Annotated in this window: 17 protein-coding genes; 5 read left to right on the top strand and 12 right to left on the bottom strand. The window is 67.6% G+C overall.

Annotation, left to right across the window (positions count from 1 at the left end; translation table 11 throughout):
• Positions 1-105: 105 nt before the first annotated feature.
• The 3 genes from VGI62_RS13280 to VGI62_RS13270 all read left to right on the top strand — a co-directional run bounded on the left by VGI62_RS13280 (position 106) and on the right by VGI62_RS13270 (position 2,935).
• Positions 106-291 carry a hypothetical protein gene (locus tag VGI62_RS13280; RefSeq protein WP_331504974.1) on the top strand — a complete coding sequence of 62 codons (186 nt, stop codon included), beginning with the start codon at positions 106-108 and terminating at the stop codon, positions 289-291.
• A gap of 11 nt (positions 292-302) precedes the next feature.
• Positions 303-773: a copper chaperone PCu(A)C gene (locus VGI62_RS13275; protein ID WP_331504973.1), complete on the top strand. Its 471-nt coding sequence runs from the start codon at positions 303-305 to the stop codon at positions 771-773.
• Positions 774-877: 104 nt separating this feature from the next.
• Complete coding sequence (locus VGI62_RS13270) at positions 878-2,935, top strand: M13 family metallopeptidase (protein ID WP_331504972.1); 2,058 nt, start codon at positions 878-880, stop codon at positions 2,933-2,935.
• 277 nt (positions 2,936-3,212) lie between these two features.
• Here the strand turns inward: VGI62_RS13270 and hisG are convergent, their stop codons facing one another.
• The 7 genes from hisG to VGI62_RS13235 all read right to left on the bottom strand — a co-directional run bounded on the left by hisG (position 3,213) and on the right by VGI62_RS13235 (position 12,010).
• The gene (gene hisG / locus VGI62_RS13265) at positions 3,213-4,163 is read right to left on the bottom strand and encodes an ATP phosphoribosyltransferase (RefSeq protein WP_331504971.1); all 951 of its coding nucleotides are present in this window, start codon (positions 4,161-4,163) and stop codon (positions 3,213-3,215) included.
• A complete protein-coding gene (locus tag VGI62_RS13260) occupies positions 4,160-5,287 on the bottom strand; it encodes an ATP phosphoribosyltransferase regulatory subunit (protein ID WP_331504970.1) in 1,128 nt (375 codons plus the stop codon). Before VGI62_RS13260 ends, hisG begins: the two co-directional genes overlap by 4 nt.
• The gene (gene hisS, locus VGI62_RS13255; protein ID WP_331504969.1) at positions 5,284-6,756 is read right to left on the bottom strand and encodes a histidine--tRNA ligase; all 1,473 of its coding nucleotides are present in this window, start codon (positions 6,754-6,756) and stop codon (positions 5,284-5,286) included. Before hisS ends, VGI62_RS13260 begins: the two co-directional genes overlap by 4 nt.
• Positions 6,757-7,038: 282 nt before the next feature.
• Positions 7,039-7,629 carry a 2OG-Fe(II) oxygenase gene (locus tag VGI62_RS13250; RefSeq protein WP_331504968.1) on the bottom strand — a complete coding sequence of 197 codons (591 nt, stop codon included), beginning with the start codon at positions 7,627-7,629 and terminating at the stop codon, positions 7,039-7,041.
• Complete coding sequence (gene pgi / locus VGI62_RS13245) at positions 7,626-9,242, bottom strand: glucose-6-phosphate isomerase (protein WP_331504967.1); 1,617 nt, start codon at positions 9,240-9,242, stop codon at positions 7,626-7,628. Before pgi ends, VGI62_RS13250 begins: the two co-directional genes overlap by 4 nt.
• A gap of 18 nt (positions 9,243-9,260) precedes the next feature.
• Positions 9,261-9,884: a thioredoxin family protein gene (locus tag VGI62_RS13240; protein WP_331504966.1), complete on the bottom strand. Its 624-nt coding sequence runs from the start codon at positions 9,882-9,884 to the stop codon at positions 9,261-9,263.
• 32 nt (positions 9,885-9,916) lie between these two features.
• On the bottom strand, positions 9,917-12,010 hold the full coding sequence (locus VGI62_RS13235; protein WP_331504965.1) for a protein-disulfide reductase DsbD family protein: 2,094 nt from the start codon (positions 12,008-12,010) through the stop codon (positions 9,917-9,919).
• Positions 12,011-12,170: 160 nt separating this feature from the next.
• Here VGI62_RS13235 and VGI62_RS13230 point away from each other — a divergent pair, with 160 nt between their 5' ends.
• Entirely contained in the window at positions 12,171-12,563 is a 393-nt protein-coding gene (locus VGI62_RS13230) for an acyl dehydratase (protein ID WP_331504964.1), read from the top strand.
• 87 nt (positions 12,564-12,650) lie between these two features.
• Here the strand turns inward: VGI62_RS13230 and VGI62_RS13225 are convergent, their stop codons facing one another.
• A complete protein-coding gene (locus VGI62_RS13225) occupies positions 12,651-13,451 on the bottom strand; it encodes a SapC family protein (protein ID WP_331504963.1) in 801 nt (266 codons plus the stop codon).
• A gap of 207 nt (positions 13,452-13,658) precedes the next feature.
• Between VGI62_RS13225 and VGI62_RS13220 the strand changes: the two genes are divergently transcribed.
• A complete protein-coding gene (locus VGI62_RS13220) occupies positions 13,659-14,549 on the top strand; it encodes a MaoC/PaaZ C-terminal domain-containing protein (protein ID WP_331504962.1) in 891 nt (296 codons plus the stop codon).
• 4 nt (positions 14,550-14,553) lie between these two features.
• Here the strand turns inward: VGI62_RS13220 and VGI62_RS13215 are convergent, their stop codons facing one another.
• From VGI62_RS13215 to VGI62_RS13200, 4 genes are all read right to left on the bottom strand, one after another.
• Positions 14,554-15,270 carry a DUF899 family protein gene (locus VGI62_RS13215; protein ID WP_331504961.1) on the bottom strand — a complete coding sequence of 239 codons (717 nt, stop codon included), beginning with the start codon at positions 15,268-15,270 and terminating at the stop codon, positions 14,554-14,556.
• Positions 15,271-15,335: 65 nt separating this feature from the next.
• On the bottom strand, positions 15,336-15,866 hold the full coding sequence (locus VGI62_RS13210) for a GNAT family N-acetyltransferase (RefSeq protein ID WP_331504960.1): 531 nt from the start codon (positions 15,864-15,866) through the stop codon (positions 15,336-15,338).
• A gap of 10 nt (positions 15,867-15,876) precedes the next feature.
• Positions 15,877-16,767, bottom strand: a complete 891-nt coding sequence (gene aguB / locus VGI62_RS13205; protein WP_331504959.1) for an N-carbamoylputrescine amidase — start codon at positions 16,765-16,767, stop codon at positions 15,877-15,879.
• On the bottom strand, positions 16,767-17,503 hold a 737-nt coding region (locus VGI62_RS13200), incomplete at its 5' end, for an agmatine deiminase family protein (protein ID WP_331504958.1). The genes aguB and VGI62_RS13200, both read right to left, overlap by 1 nt.

Genomic DNA, 17,503 nt, shown 5'->3' with positions numbered 1-17,503 from the left:
CGCGCCTATGCTGGACGGCGATTGCGACGTGGCAGGCGAGCGAGCGCCTGACGCTGAGCGCTGCCGCCTGATATAGCGACCGCGTCTACGGCGCGATCCAAAATTGTGACATCATCGGCCCACCCACCAGGGTTTCGAGGGTATTTCCTCGTCGACGCGCGCGCCACCTGGCGTATCGACCGCCATTGGTCGGCGGCGCTTGGGATCGATACCCTGACCGACGGCAATTACTTCGTCTTCCACATATTCCCGCAGCGCTCGGCGTTGATGGAATTCAGTTTCGCGTACTGAGGCTCGCTTCGATGACATCCCTGCCGAAATCCCTCCTGCCGGCCGCCGCCATCGCGGCCATCGCCTCGCCGCTCGCCGCCTACGCAGCCGGGACGCTCGAAGTGGTGCAGCCGTGGACCCGCCCAGCGGTCGCCGGGACAAACGCCGTCGGCTATATGGTCATCGCCAACCATGGTGGCGCGGCCGACGCCCTGGTGAAGGTCGAAAGCCCGGTGGCGAGCCGCGTCGAAATCCATTCGACGTCGATGGCCGGCGGGATCATGTCCATGCAGAAGGTGGACACCGCGCCGGTGCCGGCGGCCGGCCGGACCACGTTCGGGCCCGGCGCCTACCACCTGATGTTGATTGGCCTGACCCGGACGCTGAAGCCCGGCGACCAGGCGCCGGCGACGCTCAGTTTTGCGAGCGGCGCAAAGCTCAAGGTCGCCTTCGCCGTCAGCGCCGGCATGGGACCGCCCGGCATGACCGGCATGCCCCACTGATCAGGGCGCTTCGGCCGGCCACGTTTCTGACCAAAAAGTAACACGTGAAGGTACGCCGCGCGGCGCATTGTCGGCCCGGCATCAACCTTCGTGAGCTCCTTCATATGAAGACCTTTTGGCTGTCCGCCGCCGCGGCGGCCGCGCTTATCGCGGCTGGTCCCGCTCTGGCGCAGACCAAGCCCGTCACCGTAGCCGCAGACCTCTCGAAGGCGCCGCGGATGGGAAGCTGGGGCTTTGATCTTTCCGGCCGGGACACCACCATTCCGCCGGGGCAGGATTTCTTTCAGTACGCCAACGGCGGCTACCTCAAGAGCCTCGACATTCCCGCCGAGCGTTCGCGTTACGGCGCCTTTGACAGGCTGAACGAACTTTCGCAGAGCCGTATGCACGCCGTGGTCGACAAGGCCGCCACGGACAGGGCCGCCACCGGCGAGCGCGGGCAGGTGGGGGGCCTTTACCGCTCGTTCATGGACGAGGCGAGAGTCGAGGCCCTGGGCGCCAGGCCCATGGCCGACGACCTGTCCGACATCCGAAAAGAGACGTCGCGCCGCGACGTCGCCCGAGGCATGGGCGTCTCGCAGCATGCGTTCGGAGGCAGCGTGTTCAGCGCCCAGGTCACCCCGGACGCCAAGGACCCCGACCACTACGTCGTCTACCTCAGTCAGGCGGGCCTGGGGCTCCCCGACCGCGACTACTATCTCGAACCCGCTTTCGCGGAGCAAAAGGCCAAGTACGAGACCTATGTCGCCAAGCTGCTCGCCTTGGCCAGATGGCCAGACCCGCAGGCGAACGCCAAGGCGATCGTCGCAATGGAGACCGAAATCGCCAAGGTCTCCTGGACGCCGGCCCAGCAGCGCGACGACAACGCCATGTACAACCGCTACCCCACCGCCAAGGTGGGGGAACTTGCGCCGGGCTTCGACTGGTCGTCGTTTATGCAGGGCGCGGGCCTCGCCAAGGCCGACTATGTGGTCGTCCAGGAAAAGTCTGCGTTTCCGAAGATTGCGGAGATCTTTGCCCGCACGCCCGTGGAGACGCTCAAGGCCTGGCAGGCCTTCACGCTCGTCGACCAGGCAGCGCCCTATCTCTCCAGGGCGTTTGACCAGGCGCACTACGACTTCCGCAGCGCAACCCTCAACGGCACCAAGGCCCAGCTGCCGCGATGGAAGCGCGGCGTCGGCCTTGTCGACGCCCAGATCGGCGAGGCGCTAGGAAAGATCTACGTGCAGGCCTACTTCCCGCCGGAGAGCAAGGCCAAGATGGTGGCGCTGGTCGGCGACATCCGTTCGGCCATGAAGGCCCGAATCGAAAATCTGGACTGGATGAGCCCCGCCACCAAGGCCAAGGCCCAGGAGAAGCTCGCGGCCGTCACCGTCAAGATCGCCTATCCGGACAAGTGGCGCGACTATTCCGGCCTCGCGATCAAGGAGGGCGATCTCTACGGCGACGTGAAGCGCGCGGTGGACTTCGACTGGGACTTCCGCGTCGGCCGCCTCGGCGGCCCTGTCGACAAGTCCGAGTGGGGCATGACGCCCCCGACCATCAACGCCTACTATAACCCCGTTGGAAACGAGATCGTCTTCCCGGCCGCCATCCTGCAGCCCCCGTTCTTCGATCCCGACGGCGACATGGCGATAAACTATGGCGGCGTCGGCGCGGTAATCGGCCACGAACTCACCCACGGCTTTGACGATAGCGGCAGGCGTTACGACGCCTCAGGCAAGCTCACCGACTGGTGGACCTCGGAGGACGCCGCCAAGTTCGAAGCCCAGGCCAAGCGGCTGGGGGCGCAGTATGCGTCCTTCGAGGTTCTGCCGGGGGCGAAGATCAACGGCGACCTGACCATGGGCGAGAACATCGCCGACCTCGGCGGACTGTTACTGGCGCTGGACGCCTACCACGCCTCGCTGCACGGCCAGCCGCCTCCGGTGATCGACGGACTGACGGGCGACCAGCGGGTGTTTATGGGATGGGCTCAGGTCTGGCGGGCGCGCACGCGCGATGACGCCCTGCGCCGGCAGCTGGTCTCCGACCCTCACGCCCCCGAACGGGCCCGCGTCGACGTTCCGATGCGCAACATCGACGCCTTCTACGCGGCCTTCGGGCTTAAGGCGGGCGACAAGATGTACCTGGCGCCGGTGGACCGCGTCCGGATCTGGTAATTTTGATAAATTGGTCAAAATGCGTTCGGCCAAAAATTTGGCCCGCTGCGGGGGATAATCGCAACGGGCCTTATTTTGAGCAGTCGCTCTAAAAATAGAGCGGGCGTTTCCTCCCCGAAACGCCGGAGATCAAAGGTCTTTCGCCTTCGTGTCTCTCGCCAGGCAAAGGAACGGCAATTTCCTGCCCGAGTCAACGGGCCTCTACGGCTTTGACAGGCAGGGCGGGATCAGTTTTTCGCGACCGCTCGCAATTTTACACCGTCTTTTGACACCACCGTCAAAGAACTCGGTGTTTTAGGTCTGCGAATGGCGGACAGTCGACTTCAAATACGAAGTCGGGTTGCGAAACTGTCACAGGTCCGAGCCCCGCCGCCGTGAGCCTCGCCGCTGCCTCCGCCGAGCGGCCCGCCTCGATCAGGAGACCATTCGGTCGGCGCGAAGCGCCCTCGGCGGTCAAGCGATCGACGACCGCGGCCTCCGCGCCGTTCCCGGTCGCCGGCCAGACCAGGCTGGCGCTGGTCAGGGCCGACGCGCGGGCCTCGATCGCCCGCAACATGCGCTCGGCGCTCGTCAGCTGCCCATCGCTCCATTGGGCCTTAAGGCTCGCCGTCAGCTGAGCCTGGCTCTTTAGGATCACCCCGTCCGAGAGGACCTTCAGGCCATTGGCCGCGAGCGTCGCCCCTGTGGTGGTTATATCGACGATCAACTCCGCCGCGCCGGCCGCCGGAGCCCCCTCGGTAGCGCCGCCCGATTCGGTGATACGGTAGTCGACCACCCCGTGGCGCGCGAAGAAGGCGCGGGTCTGGACGAGGTATTTGGTCGCCACCCGCATTCGCCTGCCGGTGCGCGCCAGGTAGTCGTGCGCCACCTCCTCGAGATCGGCCATAGTGTCCACGTCAAGCCAGCTCTTGGGCGTGGCCACCACCAGGTCGGCGCGGCCAAAACCCAGCGCCCGCAGCAGCAACACCCGGCTGGCCAGATCACCCCGCTCGCGCAGCAGATCCTCGCCGGTGACGCCCAGGTGCGCCTCGCCCGCGCCAAGCGCATCAGCAATGTCGGAAGCGGACAACAGCCGAACCTGGGCGTTGGGCAGACCTTTGAGGCCGGCCAGGTACCCGCGCGCGCCTCCGCTTACCGCCAGATCAAGCCCGCAGTCGGCGAGCCAGGCCTCGACCTGCTCTTTCAACCGGCCCTTCGAGGGGACAGCGATGATCAGGGGTTCACTCATGCCTCGCCTCCCGCGAAGGCGCGCCATGGCCGCACGACGCAGCCGACCGCGCGCGCGTCCCCCGCCGCGCCGAGGCGCGCAAGAAGTCCGTCATAGCGCCCGCCCGAGGCGACCGGCCGGTCGTCACCCAGTCCCGCGCTGCGCACTTCGAAAGTCAGGCCGTCGTAGTAGTCGAATGCGTGGCCCAGAGCGGGTGCGAAGCGCAGACGCTCGGCCGGGATCTCCGCCAGCATCGCCAAGCGCGCATCCCACTCGGCAAGGGCGCCATCCAAGGCCCGTGTACTGCCCGCGAGCGCACGGACCTGTTTCAGCCCGGTTGCCGGCGCCTCGGCGATCGCCATGAAAGCCCGCACAGCGCTCGCCTGCTTCTCGGTCAGGGACGGCTGGGCGGCGGCCTCGGCGCGACGAACCAGGCGCGCGGCGATCTCTCCCGGCCCACGCCCGCCGACTGGCTCGACTCCCGCCAGCGCCCAGACCTCCTCCAACAGGTTCGCCGCCTGCGCTTCGGAAAGGCCCGAGAGCATTGCCGCCAGCTGGCCGCCGCCGGCCTCGGCCCGGACCTCGCCGGCGCGCGCCAATTCCGCATTCAGAAGCCGCGGTCGCCCCGCCATGCGCTTCAGTCGGGCGGCCAGCCCGTCCGAAAGCGCCAGCGACTCGATGAAGGCTGCGAACAGGCCCACGTCTCCAAGCCACAGCGTCAGGTCCTCGCGGCCGCCAGCTGCCGCTGCACGCCACGCCAGGGCCGCTATCTCAGCGTCGGCCTCGACCTTCGATCCGCCCTGCGGCGCGAACAGCTCGACGCCCAACTGCACGAACTCTTCCGGCCGGTCACCCTCGGTCGCAGACCGAAAGGCGGGACCTTCGTAGACGTAGCGCCCGGCGTTCGACCCGCCCTCGATATGCTGCCGCGCCACGGCCACAGTGAAGTCGGGCCGCAGACAGGCCTCCGCCCCCCCCTCCGCCTGCACCACGAACAACCGCGCACGCATGGCTTCGCCGGCAAGATCGATGAGCAGGCTTAGCGGCTGCAGGATTGGTGCATCCACGGGCGTGGCGCCTGCGGCGGTCAGCGCAGCGCGGATCGCCGACAGGGTCTGGGCCGGAACAGGCGGCTCGACCCTCACAGCTGGGCGTCCACTATTCTGCGCACCGCCGCGACAAGCTCGGCGCGTGGCACGCTCATCTGCCCCGGACGCTCGGCCCGCCATGCGGCGTTGTCGGTGACGCCCGAGGCAAGCGCGCGGCCAAGATCGAGGTCCTTCAGCGTCACCGTGCCTGCAGCGAACTCGTCGCCGCCGATAATAACCGCGGCCGGAGAGAGCCGGCGGTCGGCGTACTTCATCTGCGGCCGCATGCCTGAGGTTCCCAGATAGACCTCGGCGGCGATTCCGGCGGTCCGCAGCTCGCCGGCCACGGCCATGTAGTCAGCCATCCGCGCCTGCTCGAGCACCAGCACCACGACCGGCCCGCGAGCATCGGCCGCCAGATCGCGTCCGGCCGCCTTCAGCGCCGCCGCCAGTCGTGTGACGCCGAAGGAGAACCCCGTCGCAGGCGTCCGCTCGCCGGTGAACCTGGCCACAAGGTCGTCATAGCGCCCGCCGCCGCCGATCGAACCGAACCTCATCGGCTGGCCACGTTCGTCCGTCGTCTGAAGAAGCAACTCCGCTTCGAACACTGCGCCGGTGTAGTACTCCAGTCCACGGACCACCGAGGGGTCGAAGGCGGCTCGGTCCGCTGCGACACCGAGCCCGCTGAGCGCGCGGTCGATCGCGGCCAATTCCGCGAGGCCCTCGTCGCCCTCCGCCGAACCGCCGATTACACCGGCCAGCTTGTCCAGTGTCTCGCTTCGCCCGCCTGCGCCGGCGGCGGTAAAGGCCAGGACCCTTTCGGCCGCCGCAGCGTTCAGGCCCGCGCCCTTGGTGAAGTCGCCGGATTCATCCTTTCGGCCCTCGCCCAGCAAGAGCCGCACGCCATCAGGACCGAGCCGGTCGAGCTTATCCACCGCGCGCAGCACCACCAGCTTCTGCACCTCGCTGGTGACGCCGGCGGCGGTCATCAGCCCGTTGAGCAGCTTCCTATTGTTGATCTTCACCACCGCCGAGCCGGCCGGGAGGCCCGCGGCCTCCAGCCCCGCCACGGCCATGGCGATGATCTCCGCGTCAGCTTCCGGTCGCGCCGAGCCCACCGTGTCGGCGTCGCACTGCACGAATTCGCGGTAACGTCCCGGCCCGGGCTTCTCGTTGCGCCATACCGGTCCGAAGGCATAGCGGCGGAAGGGTTTGGGCAGGGTCTCCCAGTTCTGGGCGGCGAAGCGGGCGAGCGGCGCGGTCAGGTCGTAGCGCAGCGCCATCCATTGCTCGTCGTCGTCCTGCAGGGCGAAGACGCCCTCGTTCGGCCGGTCGGCGTCGGGCAGGAATTTGCCGAGCGCATCGGCATATTCGAATGCTCCCGTCTCCAACGCCTCGAAGCCGTAACGTTCATAGACCTCCGCTACCGCAGCCAGGATCTTCCGCTCTGCGGTCAGGTCGCGGGCGCGTCGATCGATGAAGCCTCGCGGGGCTCGGGCTTCGGGGCGGGCGGGCTCTAAGGTCATGGGCTCGCGCTTACCGGTTGCGGCGTCTGCGCTCAAGGAAGTGATTGGAGAAGTTGGGTTGTCCATCGTCTGGGTCCTGGTGAGGGAAGCGACGGACGGAGCTGGATGTCAGCGAGCCCCGTCCGCGGAAGCGGGGCTCGGGGAGGGTCGCGTCGGCTAGGCTGTCAGGGCCGAGCGATCCCAAGCCGAACCCGCCAGGGTCGGATGGTGATGGTGACCGTGATGATGCGCGGCGCCGCTCATGGGGCCGGGGCTATACCGGAGCTTCGTGAACAAAGCGAGTCACGCGCCGCCCTCGTTTGGCGGCATGGTCTTGAACATCAGGGTGATGCGCAGCTCCGCGCGGCGCCGCGACATCGGCCGCGCCACATGCGGGATCGTACCCGCGAACACCGCCAGCCGATTGGGCTTGGGGTAGATGGCCGCGATGATCTCGTCGCCCGTCTCGTTGAACAGGATCGTCTCGCCCCCGAAGTTCGGGCTCCAGGCCGGGTGGGCGTAGTAGATCGCCGTAAGATGGCTTTCTATCGTGGAATCGAGGTGCAGGCCGCCTTCGATCCCGCCTGCCATACCGTTGGCGTAGCACCGTGACAGCGCCTGACCGCCCAGCGGGCCCTTCTTCAGCGCGGCCCAGACGTCGGCCAGGAGCGGCGCGGTCTGCGCCAATTCAGTTTCGATCGAGACTGCCTCGCGCGCCTCACGCCCATCCTTCCGGTAGCCTGCGAAATGCTTGTAAAAATACCGGTCTGCGTCCGGCCCTTCGGCCGAAAATCCGCCATAGGCCCATCCCGGCTGGTTCAAGAAGTTCCAAACCGCGGCCTGGTCGGGCGGGGCGAGCAGGTTGTCGAACACACGGACCTTCGGCGCGCTCATGCCTTGAGTTTCCCGATAAGTCGTGACGTCGAGGGGTCGTGGACGCCGGGCGGACCGCCCTCAAGCTCGGACAGCACCCGGCTAGCCAAGGTCTTGCCCAGCTCCACACCCCATTGGTCGAAGCTGTCGATTCTCCAAAGAACGCCTTCGACAAAGGTCTTGTGCTCGTAGAGCGCCAGAAGCGCACCGAGCCGCTCCGGAGTCAGGCAATCCATCAGGATGAAAGCTGAGGGCCGGTCACCCGGGAAGGTGCGTTGAGGGGCGAGCGTGGCGAGCTGCGTCTCAGCCATTCCCTCAGCCGTCAATTCGGCGCGCACGTCGGCCTCTGAGCGCCCGACCATCAGCGCCTCGGCCTGGGCTACGGCGTTGGCCAGCAGGATCTGCTGCGCCGCCGAATCGCCTTCTGTCGCCTGCCGCACGGCGATGATGTCAGTCGGAATGATGTCGGTCCCTTGGTGCATCAGCTGGAAGAAAGCGTGTTGCACATTGGTTCCGGCGTCGCCGAACACGGCGGAGGCCGTGGCTTGCGCTACGGGACGGCCGTCCGCCGTCACCCGCTTGCCGTTCGATTCCATCTCCAGCTGCTGCAGGAAGTTCGGCAGCAGATGCAGCCGCTGGGCGTAGGGCACGACCGCGCGCACCGGCCGCCCCAGGCCATTGCGGTTGAAGACGTGGGCCAGCGCCAGCATCACCGGCGCATTCTCAGCAGCCGGCGCCTTAAGAAAGTGGTCGTCCATGGCCGCGCCGCCCGCCAGGAAGGCCTCGAAGGCGTCGGGGCCCAGACCGATGACGCATGAAAGCCCCACCGCCGACCACACCGAATAGCGGCCACCCACCCAGTCGCGGAAGCCGAATACCTGGCGGTCCGGCACACCGAAGGCCTTCACGTGATCGAGCGCGGTCGAAACCGCCACCAGGTGCGCATCGCCTGCCGGTCCCAAAGCCGCCCGCAGCCAGGCGCGCGCCGTCGCGGCGTTGGTCATGGTCTCCTGGGTCGTGAAGGTCTTGGAGACCACCACAACCAAGGTTTCGGCCGGATCCAGGCCTGCAAGTGCGAAAGCCAACTCGGCGGGATCGACGTTGGCGGCGAACCGCACCTCGATCTGCGGCGCGAGCGGCCGCAACGCCTCCCAGACGAGCCGCGGCCCGAAATCCGAGCCGCCGATGCCGATGTGGACCAGGGAGCCGAACCGCTTGCCCGTCGCGCCCTTCAGGGCGCCAGAGCGCACGTCCTGCGCAAACTCCGCCATCCGCGCTCGCGTGGCGTCCACCTCGGCCGAAACCGGCTCGCCCTGAGCCTTGAACGCCGAGCCCTTGGGCGCGCGTAGCGCCATGTGCAGGGCCGGGCGGCCTTCCGAGGCGTTCACGACCTCGCCGCCGAACAGCCGCTGACGTGCGGCGTCCACCTCGCCAGCCTCAGCCAACCCCAACGCGACGTCGACATCGGCCAGCGACCATGGCTGCTTGGAAAGATCGAGCTCCAGCCCGACGGCCGTCAGGCTGAGCCGCGCCAGCCGATCCGGCTCGGTGTCGAACAGGGAAACAATGCGCCGCCCGTGGGCGGCCGCGGCCGCGTCCTTCAGGCGCTCCCAGGCGGCGGTCAGGTCTGGCAAGCGCTCGTCCCTTCGTCGCTAGTCGGCGGAGTTGTACTTCACACTGCAGCCATAGGGCTTTGAGATCGGCGTCGCCACCGGACGGCCGGCTTTCAGGTCGGCCAGCGCCAGGGCCACGTAGGGCTTGGCGCCCTTCAGGCTCGCCGGATCGGCGTAGGGGCGGTCGTCGATGCCGCCCATGTAGGCGATGCGACCCGTCTTATCGATGACGAACATGTGCGGCGTGTTCTTCGCGCCGTACTCGCGGCCGATCTTGCCTGCGCTGTCGAGCAGGATGGCGGTGCCAGACCAACGCTCCTTGGCCGCCCACGATCGCGCAGTCGGCGCGGTGAAATAGCCCTGCGTGTCAGGCGCCGATGACGAAACCGTCAGCCAGACGACGCCGTCGGCCGTCTCTTTTTTCTGAAGGGACTGCATCGTGCCGGATTCATAGTGCTTGCCGACGTAGGGGCAGCCCGAATTGGTCCACTCCAGCACCACAGGCCTTCCCGAGAATTCGGAGAGCGACCGCTCGTGGCCTTGCGCGTCCAGGGCCTTGAAGTCAGGCGCGGGCTGGCCGAGTTGCGGCAAGGCGAAGGCCGGCGCGGCGAGGCCAAGCGACATGGTCGCGGCGAGAACCGTGCGGCGTGAGAAAATGTTCATCGGCGGGCTCCCTTCTGCTGAGCCGTGGCGTTCTAGGATCGATCCGCCGCCTCCACCGCCTTGACCACGATGTCCGGCGTCAGGATCGACGGGAGGATAACGCCCTCGCCGCCGTGGATTCCATAGACGAGGTAGAGCGGGACGCCCGCCCGTCCGTGACTGGCCAGTTCAGCGGCGATGGTCGCATCTCGCTTTGTCCAGTCGGCCTTTAAGTAGGCGACCTTATGGCGATCGAAGGCGGATGCCACAGCATGGGTGGAGAGCGCCACCTTGTCGTTGACCTGGCAGGAGACACACCAAGCTGCGGTGTAGTTGATGAATACCGGCCGGCCTGCGGCGCGCAGCTGGGCCACACGGGCGGGACTGTAGGGCTCGGCCTTCAGCTCGGCGGCCTTGTCCTGCGGCCACACGACCGCGGCCAGGGCAAGCGCCGAAAATAGGCCGGCGCCCACGGCGAGCCCGCGGGCTCGGCCGCCGGCGGCCGCGCGCCGCTGGGCAAGGCCCAGAAGCCAGGCGGAGAACGCCACGACCACCGCTGCTGCAAACAGCTTGGCGAGATCCTCGGCGCCGGCCTGCTGAGCCAGCACCCAGGCTAGCCACGCAGCGGCCCCGTACATCGGGAAGGCCAGCGCCTTGCGGAACAGCTCCATCCAGGGCCCCGGGCGCGGCAGGCGCGAAAGCAGGCCCGGCGCGAAGGAGACAAGCACGAAGGGCGCGGCGAAGCCGGTCCCCAGCGCCAGGAAGACGACCAGCGCCGCGGCAGGTGTCTGGGTCAGAGCCCAGCCGAGCGCAGGGCCCATGAAGGGCGCTGTGCAGGGCGCGGCCACGACCACCGCCAATACGCCGGTGAAGAAGGCTCCGAGTGTCCCCCCACGGCTGGCGAGGCCGGAGCCCGCGCCCTGGAGAGAGGTTCCCACCTCGAACAGGCCTGACAGGTTCAGCGCTACGGCCAGCATCACCAGCGCCAGCACCGCCACGACGGGTGGCGATTGCAGTTGGAAGCCCCAGCCGATCGCCGAGCCCGCCGCCTTCAGCGCGATCAGGCCAGCCGCAAGGATGACGAAGGTGAGGACCGATCCGGCGCCGAACGCCAGCCCCTGCCGCCGCGCCTCCGCCCGTTCGCCGCCGTGGCCGGCCAGCGAGGCGGCCTTCATGGCCAGTATGGGAAAGACGCAGGGCATGAGGTTGAGGATCAACCCGCCGAGCAGCGCGAATAACGCCGCGGCAGCCAGGCCGAGGTTGGACACGCCTGCGCCCTTGGCGGGCGGTGGGCCGAGGCCCGAGGCGCCCGGTGGCGGCGCGCCAGGTGTCGCTGCGATTTCATAGGCCTTGCCATCCAAAGCCAGGACGCCTGCCAGGACCTGCGGCGCACGTCCCCCCTGGAAGCCGTACCCCGGGGCAAGCGTCAGGGTCAGCCCCTCGGGGCCGCGTTCGATCGCCTGCCGGGCGGCATGATCGATGACGGTGGATTCGAAGGGATAGAAATAGGCGTCGGCCAGGTCCGCGCCCTTCAGCACCGCGCCGGTGACAGCAAGCGCCACACCATTCGGTCTGGGCTGGAACGCTGCGGCGAGCGCCGCGGGCTTCGGCGCGGCCGTGAGCACCACTTCGATCTGGTCGCCCCATTTCGGGTCCTGCGGCGCGGAGGTCGCGGTCACGGGCAGGGTCAGGCTGAGATCGGCATCCTCGGGCACGCAGATTTCAGCGCACACAAGGAAGGAGGCTCTCGCGTTCAGGCTTACCTTTTCGCCTGGCCGGGCGCTCGCCGGCGCCGTGAGCGCGACCGGTAACAGCACATCGCCCTCATAGCCGTAGTTCATGAGGGGACCGACCGGCAGGCGCCTCGGCGCTGGCCAGATGATGTCGGACGTTCGCCAGCCCGCCGGCAGCTCCCACTTTATCCGCGTCGCCTCGCCGCTGTCGCCCGAGTTGCGCCAGTAGGTGTGCCAGCCCTTCTGGATCTGCTGGCGCAGCGCCACGTGGATCGTCTCGCCAGGGGCGATCCCTTGCCGCGAGGACACCAACTCGGCGGTCACGTGACGCGCGGGTCCCGCCTGGGCCAGCGCCGGAGCGCCGATCGCCAGCGTTCCAAGCGCCATAAGCACGCCTGCCAGCAACCGTATCATCGTCTTACCAATCCCCGCCGAACTGGCGGTTATATGGCGTGCCTTGGCCGCCAAGGCAAAATAGGGCGACGAAAGGCGCAAAAGCTCGACTTCCCCGGCGGCGCACGGCCATCATCACCCTGTCCCCTCGCCGCGCCGCTATTCAAGGGATCTGCCCGCAGTGCCAGCCTCCTTCGACAACATCCAGATCGGCCAGGTGGTCTCGCTGGGCGCAGCGGCGGTGGAGGCTGAGGTGCTTGCGGGCTTCGTCTCCGCATTTACGCCGGGCTGGGCCACGGAACGCGGCGCGCCCGACGCCATGGTCTATGCGATCTGGGCCAGATTAGACGCTCTGGCCCACACCGACTGGCCGCAGACCAAGCGCCTGGGCGTCGACGCCCTGCGCTGGGTGCGCAACCCGCCGGCCGGAGAGCTGCTGCGCGGGCGCATGACGATCATGGCCAAGGACCCGGTGGGGGACGGCAAGGGCATCGTCATCGCCCAGCACGACCTGCTGGACGAGGCCGGACGCCTGGTGTTCTCGTGCCTGACACGCAGCGTGTTCGCGCGCTGAACGACGAAGGGTCCGCCGAAACCGACGGGCGCACCCCCAAGGCGGCCCTCCCCCAGGCGCGCTGCGCGCTGGGGAGGGATTTGCGCCCTAGGCGTTCGCAGCTTGCGGCGCGGCAGGGGCCCGGGCCAACGCCAGCGCCACCAGACGGTCCCAGCCGACCAGCGACACCAGATGGGCGTAGATCTGCGGCAGCGCACCGTTGTTACGGATCTCGGCCAGCTTATCGGCGGGCAGGGCGTTCAGCTTCTCTTCGGAGACGCCGAAATACTCGGCGATCTTCTGGGGCTCGCCTTGCGTTCCGTCGGGGCTGGTGGGCGTGAAGGACGCCGTCTTTGTTTCGAACAGATCGAGGTCCTTGAGGAGCTGGACGAAGCTTGCCGTCCGCTGCCGTTCGATCTCGAAGTTGTTGCAGAACTCGATGCAGTTCTTGGTGTACTGGCTCGGCTGCCCGTCGGCCTCGAAGAACGGCTGGTCGTACCCCTTATCGACAACGAATTCCGCGCCGCGGTCGATGCAAAGCACCATTTGCTTGGCGCCCTCGTCGTTGGCGAACACGAACGGATAGCGGCGAATATAGGCCGGAATGTACGCGCCCGGTTCGAACAAGCCGTCGTCGCGCAGGAACATGTTGTCGCCGGCGTTCAAGCCCATCACAGAGATAGGCATCTTCTCGTCGCCCACGAAGATGATCGGCCCGGTCACAGCGGCCAGCGGGAACTCGCCGACGGTCAGCGGGATGGCGTGGCCGGGCTTCGCGAAGCCAAACGGGCCGTCCATGCTCTTCACGCCCATCTTGCCGTGCATTTCCGGCGAGAGCGGCTCGGGCTGGGAATAGAAGAGTACGTTGCCGGTGATCTGGCCGAGGCCGGGCTGGGCGGTGGTCGTCATGAAGCGCCTTCGGGTGAAGCGTGGAGGACCGCACGGGCGAAGAGCGCGCCCGGCGGGAAGTCGCCGCTTCTAGCCGATCAGACCCCGGCCCGCAAATGCGGCCGGTGGCCGCTTGCGCAGCTTCCGGCGTGGGGCTTTGATCGCTCCATATTCAATTGGCCGCCCAAGCTTGGGGGAAGAGCCAGCACATAAGCCGGAGGAATATTCATGCCCATTTTTTACCCCGACATCCTCGACCAGAAGACAGCGGCGCGCACCTTCACGTACGGCGACAAGGACGTGATGCTCTACGCCCTGGGCGTGGGCATGAGCCGCGACCCGATGGACGAACGCGAACTGGCGTTCACCTACGAGCGGAACCTCAAGGTGATTCCCACGGCGGCGACTGTCCTGGCCTCGGCCATGGGCCGCCCAGCCAGGGGCGCCGACCAGATCGGGCAGAAGCCCGGCCACCGCCCCAGCCAGATCAACTACTTGATGGTGGTCCACGGCGAACAGAAGGTTGAGCTGCACCGGCCGCTCCCGACGAGCGGCACCTTCACCGCCCAGAGCCGCACCATCGGCGCCTTCGACAAGGGCAAGGACAAGGGCGCGGTGATCGTCAATGAGACCGTTTGGACAGACGAGGCCGGGGAGAAGGTCGCAACGCTCACGGGCTCGACCTTCGCGCGCGGCGACGGAGGTTTCGGCGGCCCCTCCGAGGGCCAACCCGAGCCCCACGAGATCCCCGCCCGCAAGGCCGACCTGTCGGTGGATATCTCCACGCGGGAAGACCAGGCCCTGCTCTATCGCCTGAACGGCGACCGCAACCCGCTGCACTCAGACCCCGAGAGCGCCAAGCGCTCAGGCTTTCCGCGCCCGATCCTGCATGGGCTCTGCACCTATGGGATCACATGCCGCGCCGTTCTGCAGGCGATCACCGGCTACGACCCCGACCAGATCGCCAGTCACCAGGCGCGCTTCTCAGCCCCGGTGTTCCCAGGCGACGTCATCACCGTCGACCTCTGGAAGGACGCAAATGTGATTTCCTTCGAAGCTCGGGTGAAGGAACGCAACGCGACGGTCATCAAGAATGGCAAGACCGTGCTGCGCGCCTGACGGGCTATTTCGGGCCGTAGTCCAGCGACGGGTACCAGTCCGACCCCCGGCCCTGCGGCGTCATGTCCAGGAAGTTCCACAGCGGGACGAGGTCGGGGGCGCCGCGGGGATCCTGGCCGGGGTCGGCGGAGTCGCCGGTCATCTCGCCGCCCCAGAAATGGCGGATGGTCCCGTCGCGCCGGGTGAAGACGTTGAAAGCCGGGATTTCCGAGCCGTCGGGCAGCAGGCCGACATAGGCTTTCGAATAGGCGTCGTTCAGGTCGCTGTAGAGCCTGAGCGCCTGCCAGCCGCGCTCCTTCTTGAAGGCGACAAGACGCTCAATGGGCGAGCGGGCGACAACCACAAGCGACATGCGCTGGGCAAGGTCGCGCGCGTTGCCGTCCAAGGGGCCCAAGAGGGCGGTGCACATCGGGCACGGCCGTTCACGCTGCGGACCGAACATGAAGCTGTAGACGCCCAGCGTGTCCTTATCGCCGAACAGGCCGGCGAAGTCGGACGGGCCGCTTTCGCCTTCGAAGCTGTAGCCGCCACGCACCTCGCCGCCTGGCGGAAGCGCGCGCCTCTGGGCGGCGACGCGCTCGAGATGCCGGCGCAGCTCCAGTTCCTCGGCCAAGAGCGCGGTGCGCGCGGCGCGGTATTCGGCGCTTTCGTTGGGAAAGCGCACCGGGCTGCGGCGGGCGATTTCGGCGGCAGGCGTTAGCGTTTCGGTCTTGGCGTCCATGACGGCGACCTCGTTGGCGGTTGAACCAGCATAACCCAGGAACGGCGCAAGGAGTTCGCCGGAGCTTAAGGCCGCCGCGCCGAGAAGAGCACGTGCTCACGCAAGGAGTGGCCCTGCGCGAGCCTCGGATGTTGGAAATCGCGCCAGGGCTCCGCTGTCATGCCGATGCGCCGCATCACGGCCTGAGAGCGCAGGTTGGTCCGAGCCGTGATGGCGATGATCTCGGCGAGCTTCAGTTCGGCGAACCCCCAGTCGAGCGCAGCGCGAGCGGCCTCGCTCGCATAGCCCTGCCCCCAGGTCTCCGGCGAAAACCGCCAGCCCACTTCCACCGCCGGCCCCGGCGGCAGGTCGTCGTGCATTGAGATCAGGCCGCACATGCCGATGACGGCCCGGTCCAGCTTGCGTTCGACCGCCCAGAATCCCCAGCCGTGATCGGCGATGTGGGCGCAGACGCGATCGACCAGCGCATCGCTTTCCTCGCGGCTGAGCGTCGAGGCCAGCCACTCGCCGACCCGCCGATCACCGTTGATCGACGCCAGCGCTTCGCGATCGTGATCCTGCGGCGGGCGCAATATGAGCCGGTCGGTTTCGATCACGGCTCACGCCTCATTGGGGCCGGGGCTGGGTCAGCGCGCCGTAGAGATCGGGCCGGCGGTCGCGGAAGAAACCCCAGGCGGCGCGATGGGTGGCGAGGAAATCGAGATCGAATTGCGCGACCAGCACGCCTTCGTCTTCCCGCCCGAAGGCCGCAGCCAGGTCGCCTCGATGATCGGAGATGAAGCTCGAGCCGTAGAACAGCTGGCCGCCGTTCGGATAGTTGTCCCAGGGTTCGAAGCCGGTGCGATTGGCCCCCACCACCGGGATCACATTCGAGACGGCGTGGCCCTGCATCGCCCTGCGCCACGGCGCGGCGGTGTCCAGCGTCGGATCGTGCGGCTCCGAGCCGATGGCGGTGGGGTAGAGCAGAACCTCAGCGCCCATCAAGGCCATGGCCCGCGCAGCTTCCGGATACCACTGATCCCAGCAGATACCGACGCCCAGCCGTCCGAACCGCGTGTCCCAGATCCGAAAGCCCGTGTCGCCGGGCCGGAAGTAGTACTTCTCCATGTAGCCCGGTCCGTCAGGGATATGGCTCTTGCGGTAGACGCCGGGCAGTGATCCGTCGGCGTCGGCCATCACCAGGCTGTTGAAATAGTGCGGTCCCTCGCGCTCGAAGATCGAAATCGGCAGCACGACGCCGAGCTCCTGCGCCAGGGGCGCAAGGGCTTTGACGCAAGGATGCTCCCGCCACGGATGGGCGCGCGCAAACCACTGCTCCTCCTGGGCGACGCAGAAGTAGGGACCCTGGAACAGCTCAGGCGGCAGGATCACCTGGGCGCCCTTGCCCGCCGCATCGCGGATCAGTTCGGCGGTGCGGGCGATATTGGCGTCGAGGTCCATCCCAAAGCTTGCCTGGATCGCCGCGACGGTGACTTTTCGCGTCTCGGGGCGGGCCATCAGGCGGGCTCCTGCTGAGTGATGCAGTGGAAGGATCCGCCGCCCGAGAGGATCGCCCGCGACGGGAGGCCGATGACCGCACGACCGGGAAACAGATGCTCCAGCGCCTGAACCGCGAAACGGCCAGGCTCTTCAGCGTAGATGGGCACGAGAACGGCCTGGTTGGCGATCAGGAAGTTCATGTGGCTCGCGGGCGCGGCGTCCTTCTTCGGTCCGTCGATCCATCCCGGCGAGGGTATGCGCATCACCTTCAGTCTTCGTCCTGCAGCGTCCGTCATCCCGGCAAGCCGCCTGGCCGCATCATCGTAGGCCGTCGCGTTCGGGTCGCCGCGCCCCCAGGCAAGGGGGCAGGCGACGACACCTGGCGCTACGAAGCGGGCCAGGTTGTCCACGTGGCCATCGGTATGATCGTTGACGAGACCATCTCCCAGCCAGAGCACCTTCTTCGCGCCGAGCGCCATGGAGAGGGCCTGCTCGGCGACATCCTCCGTCCACCCCCTGTTTCGATTGGCGTTGAGCACGCACTGGCCGGTGGTCAGCACGGTGCCTTCGCCGTCGTGGTCGACAGCGCCGCCCTCCAGGATGAAATCGTGCGCGACCAGCGGCGTCGCTGACGCCTCGGCGATCTGGGCGGCGACCGTGTCGTCGTGTTCCAGAGCGTACTTGCCGCCCCAGCCGTTGAACCGGAACGCCTGGGCCTGGCGCCCTCCCGGACCGGCTGAAAATATCGGCCCGG

The sequence above is a fragment of the Phenylobacterium sp. genome, from assembly GCF_036495085.1.
Taxonomy (GTDB): domain Bacteria; phylum Pseudomonadota; class Alphaproteobacteria; order Caulobacterales; family Caulobacteraceae; genus Phenylobacterium.
Note: the sequence above shows the minus strand (reverse complement) of the source record. Positions and strands in the feature narration are given on the sequence as shown.

Bases quoted from the DNA above. Each gene is read 5' to 3' on its own strand.
- VGI62_RS13220 (WP_331504962.1), top strand. From the start codon at position 13,659: ATGCCCATTTTTTACCCCGACATCCTCGACCAGAAGACAGCGGCGCGC.
- VGI62_RS13250 (WP_331504968.1), bottom strand. From the start codon at position 7,629: ATGAGCGCGCCGAAGGTCCGTGTGTTCGACAACCTGCTCGCCCCGCCC.
- VGI62_RS13275 (WP_331504973.1), top strand. From the start codon at position 303: ATGACATCCCTGCCGAAATCCCTCCTGCCGGCCGCCGCCATCGCGGCC.
- hisS (WP_331504969.1), bottom strand. From the start codon at position 6,756: ATGACCTTAGAGCCCGCCCGCCCCGAAGCCCGAGCCCCGCGAGGCTTC.
- VGI62_RS13270 (WP_331504972.1), top strand. From the start codon at position 878: ATGAAGACCTTTTGGCTGTCCGCCGCCGCGGCGGCCGCGCTTATCGCG.
- aguB (WP_331504959.1), bottom strand. From the start codon at position 16,767: ATGGCCCGCCCCGAGACGCGAAAAGTCACCGTCGCGGCGATCCAGGCA.
- VGI62_RS13215 (WP_331504961.1), bottom strand. From the start codon at position 15,270: ATGGACGCCAAGACCGAAACGCTAACGCCTGCCGCCGAAATCGCCCGC.
- VGI62_RS13235 (WP_331504965.1), bottom strand. From the start codon at position 12,010: ATGATACGGTTGCTGGCAGGCGTGCTTATGGCGCTTGGAACGCTGGCG.
- hisG (WP_331504971.1), bottom strand. From the start codon at position 4,163: ATGAGTGAACCCCTGATCATCGCTGTCCCCTCGAAGGGCCGGTTGAAA.
- VGI62_RS13240 (WP_331504966.1), bottom strand. From the start codon at position 9,884: ATGAACATTTTCTCACGCCGCACGGTTCTCGCCGCGACCATGTCGCTT.
- VGI62_RS13225 (WP_331504963.1), bottom strand. From the start codon at position 13,451: ATGACGACCACCGCCCAGCCCGGCCTCGGCCAGATCACCGGCAACGTA.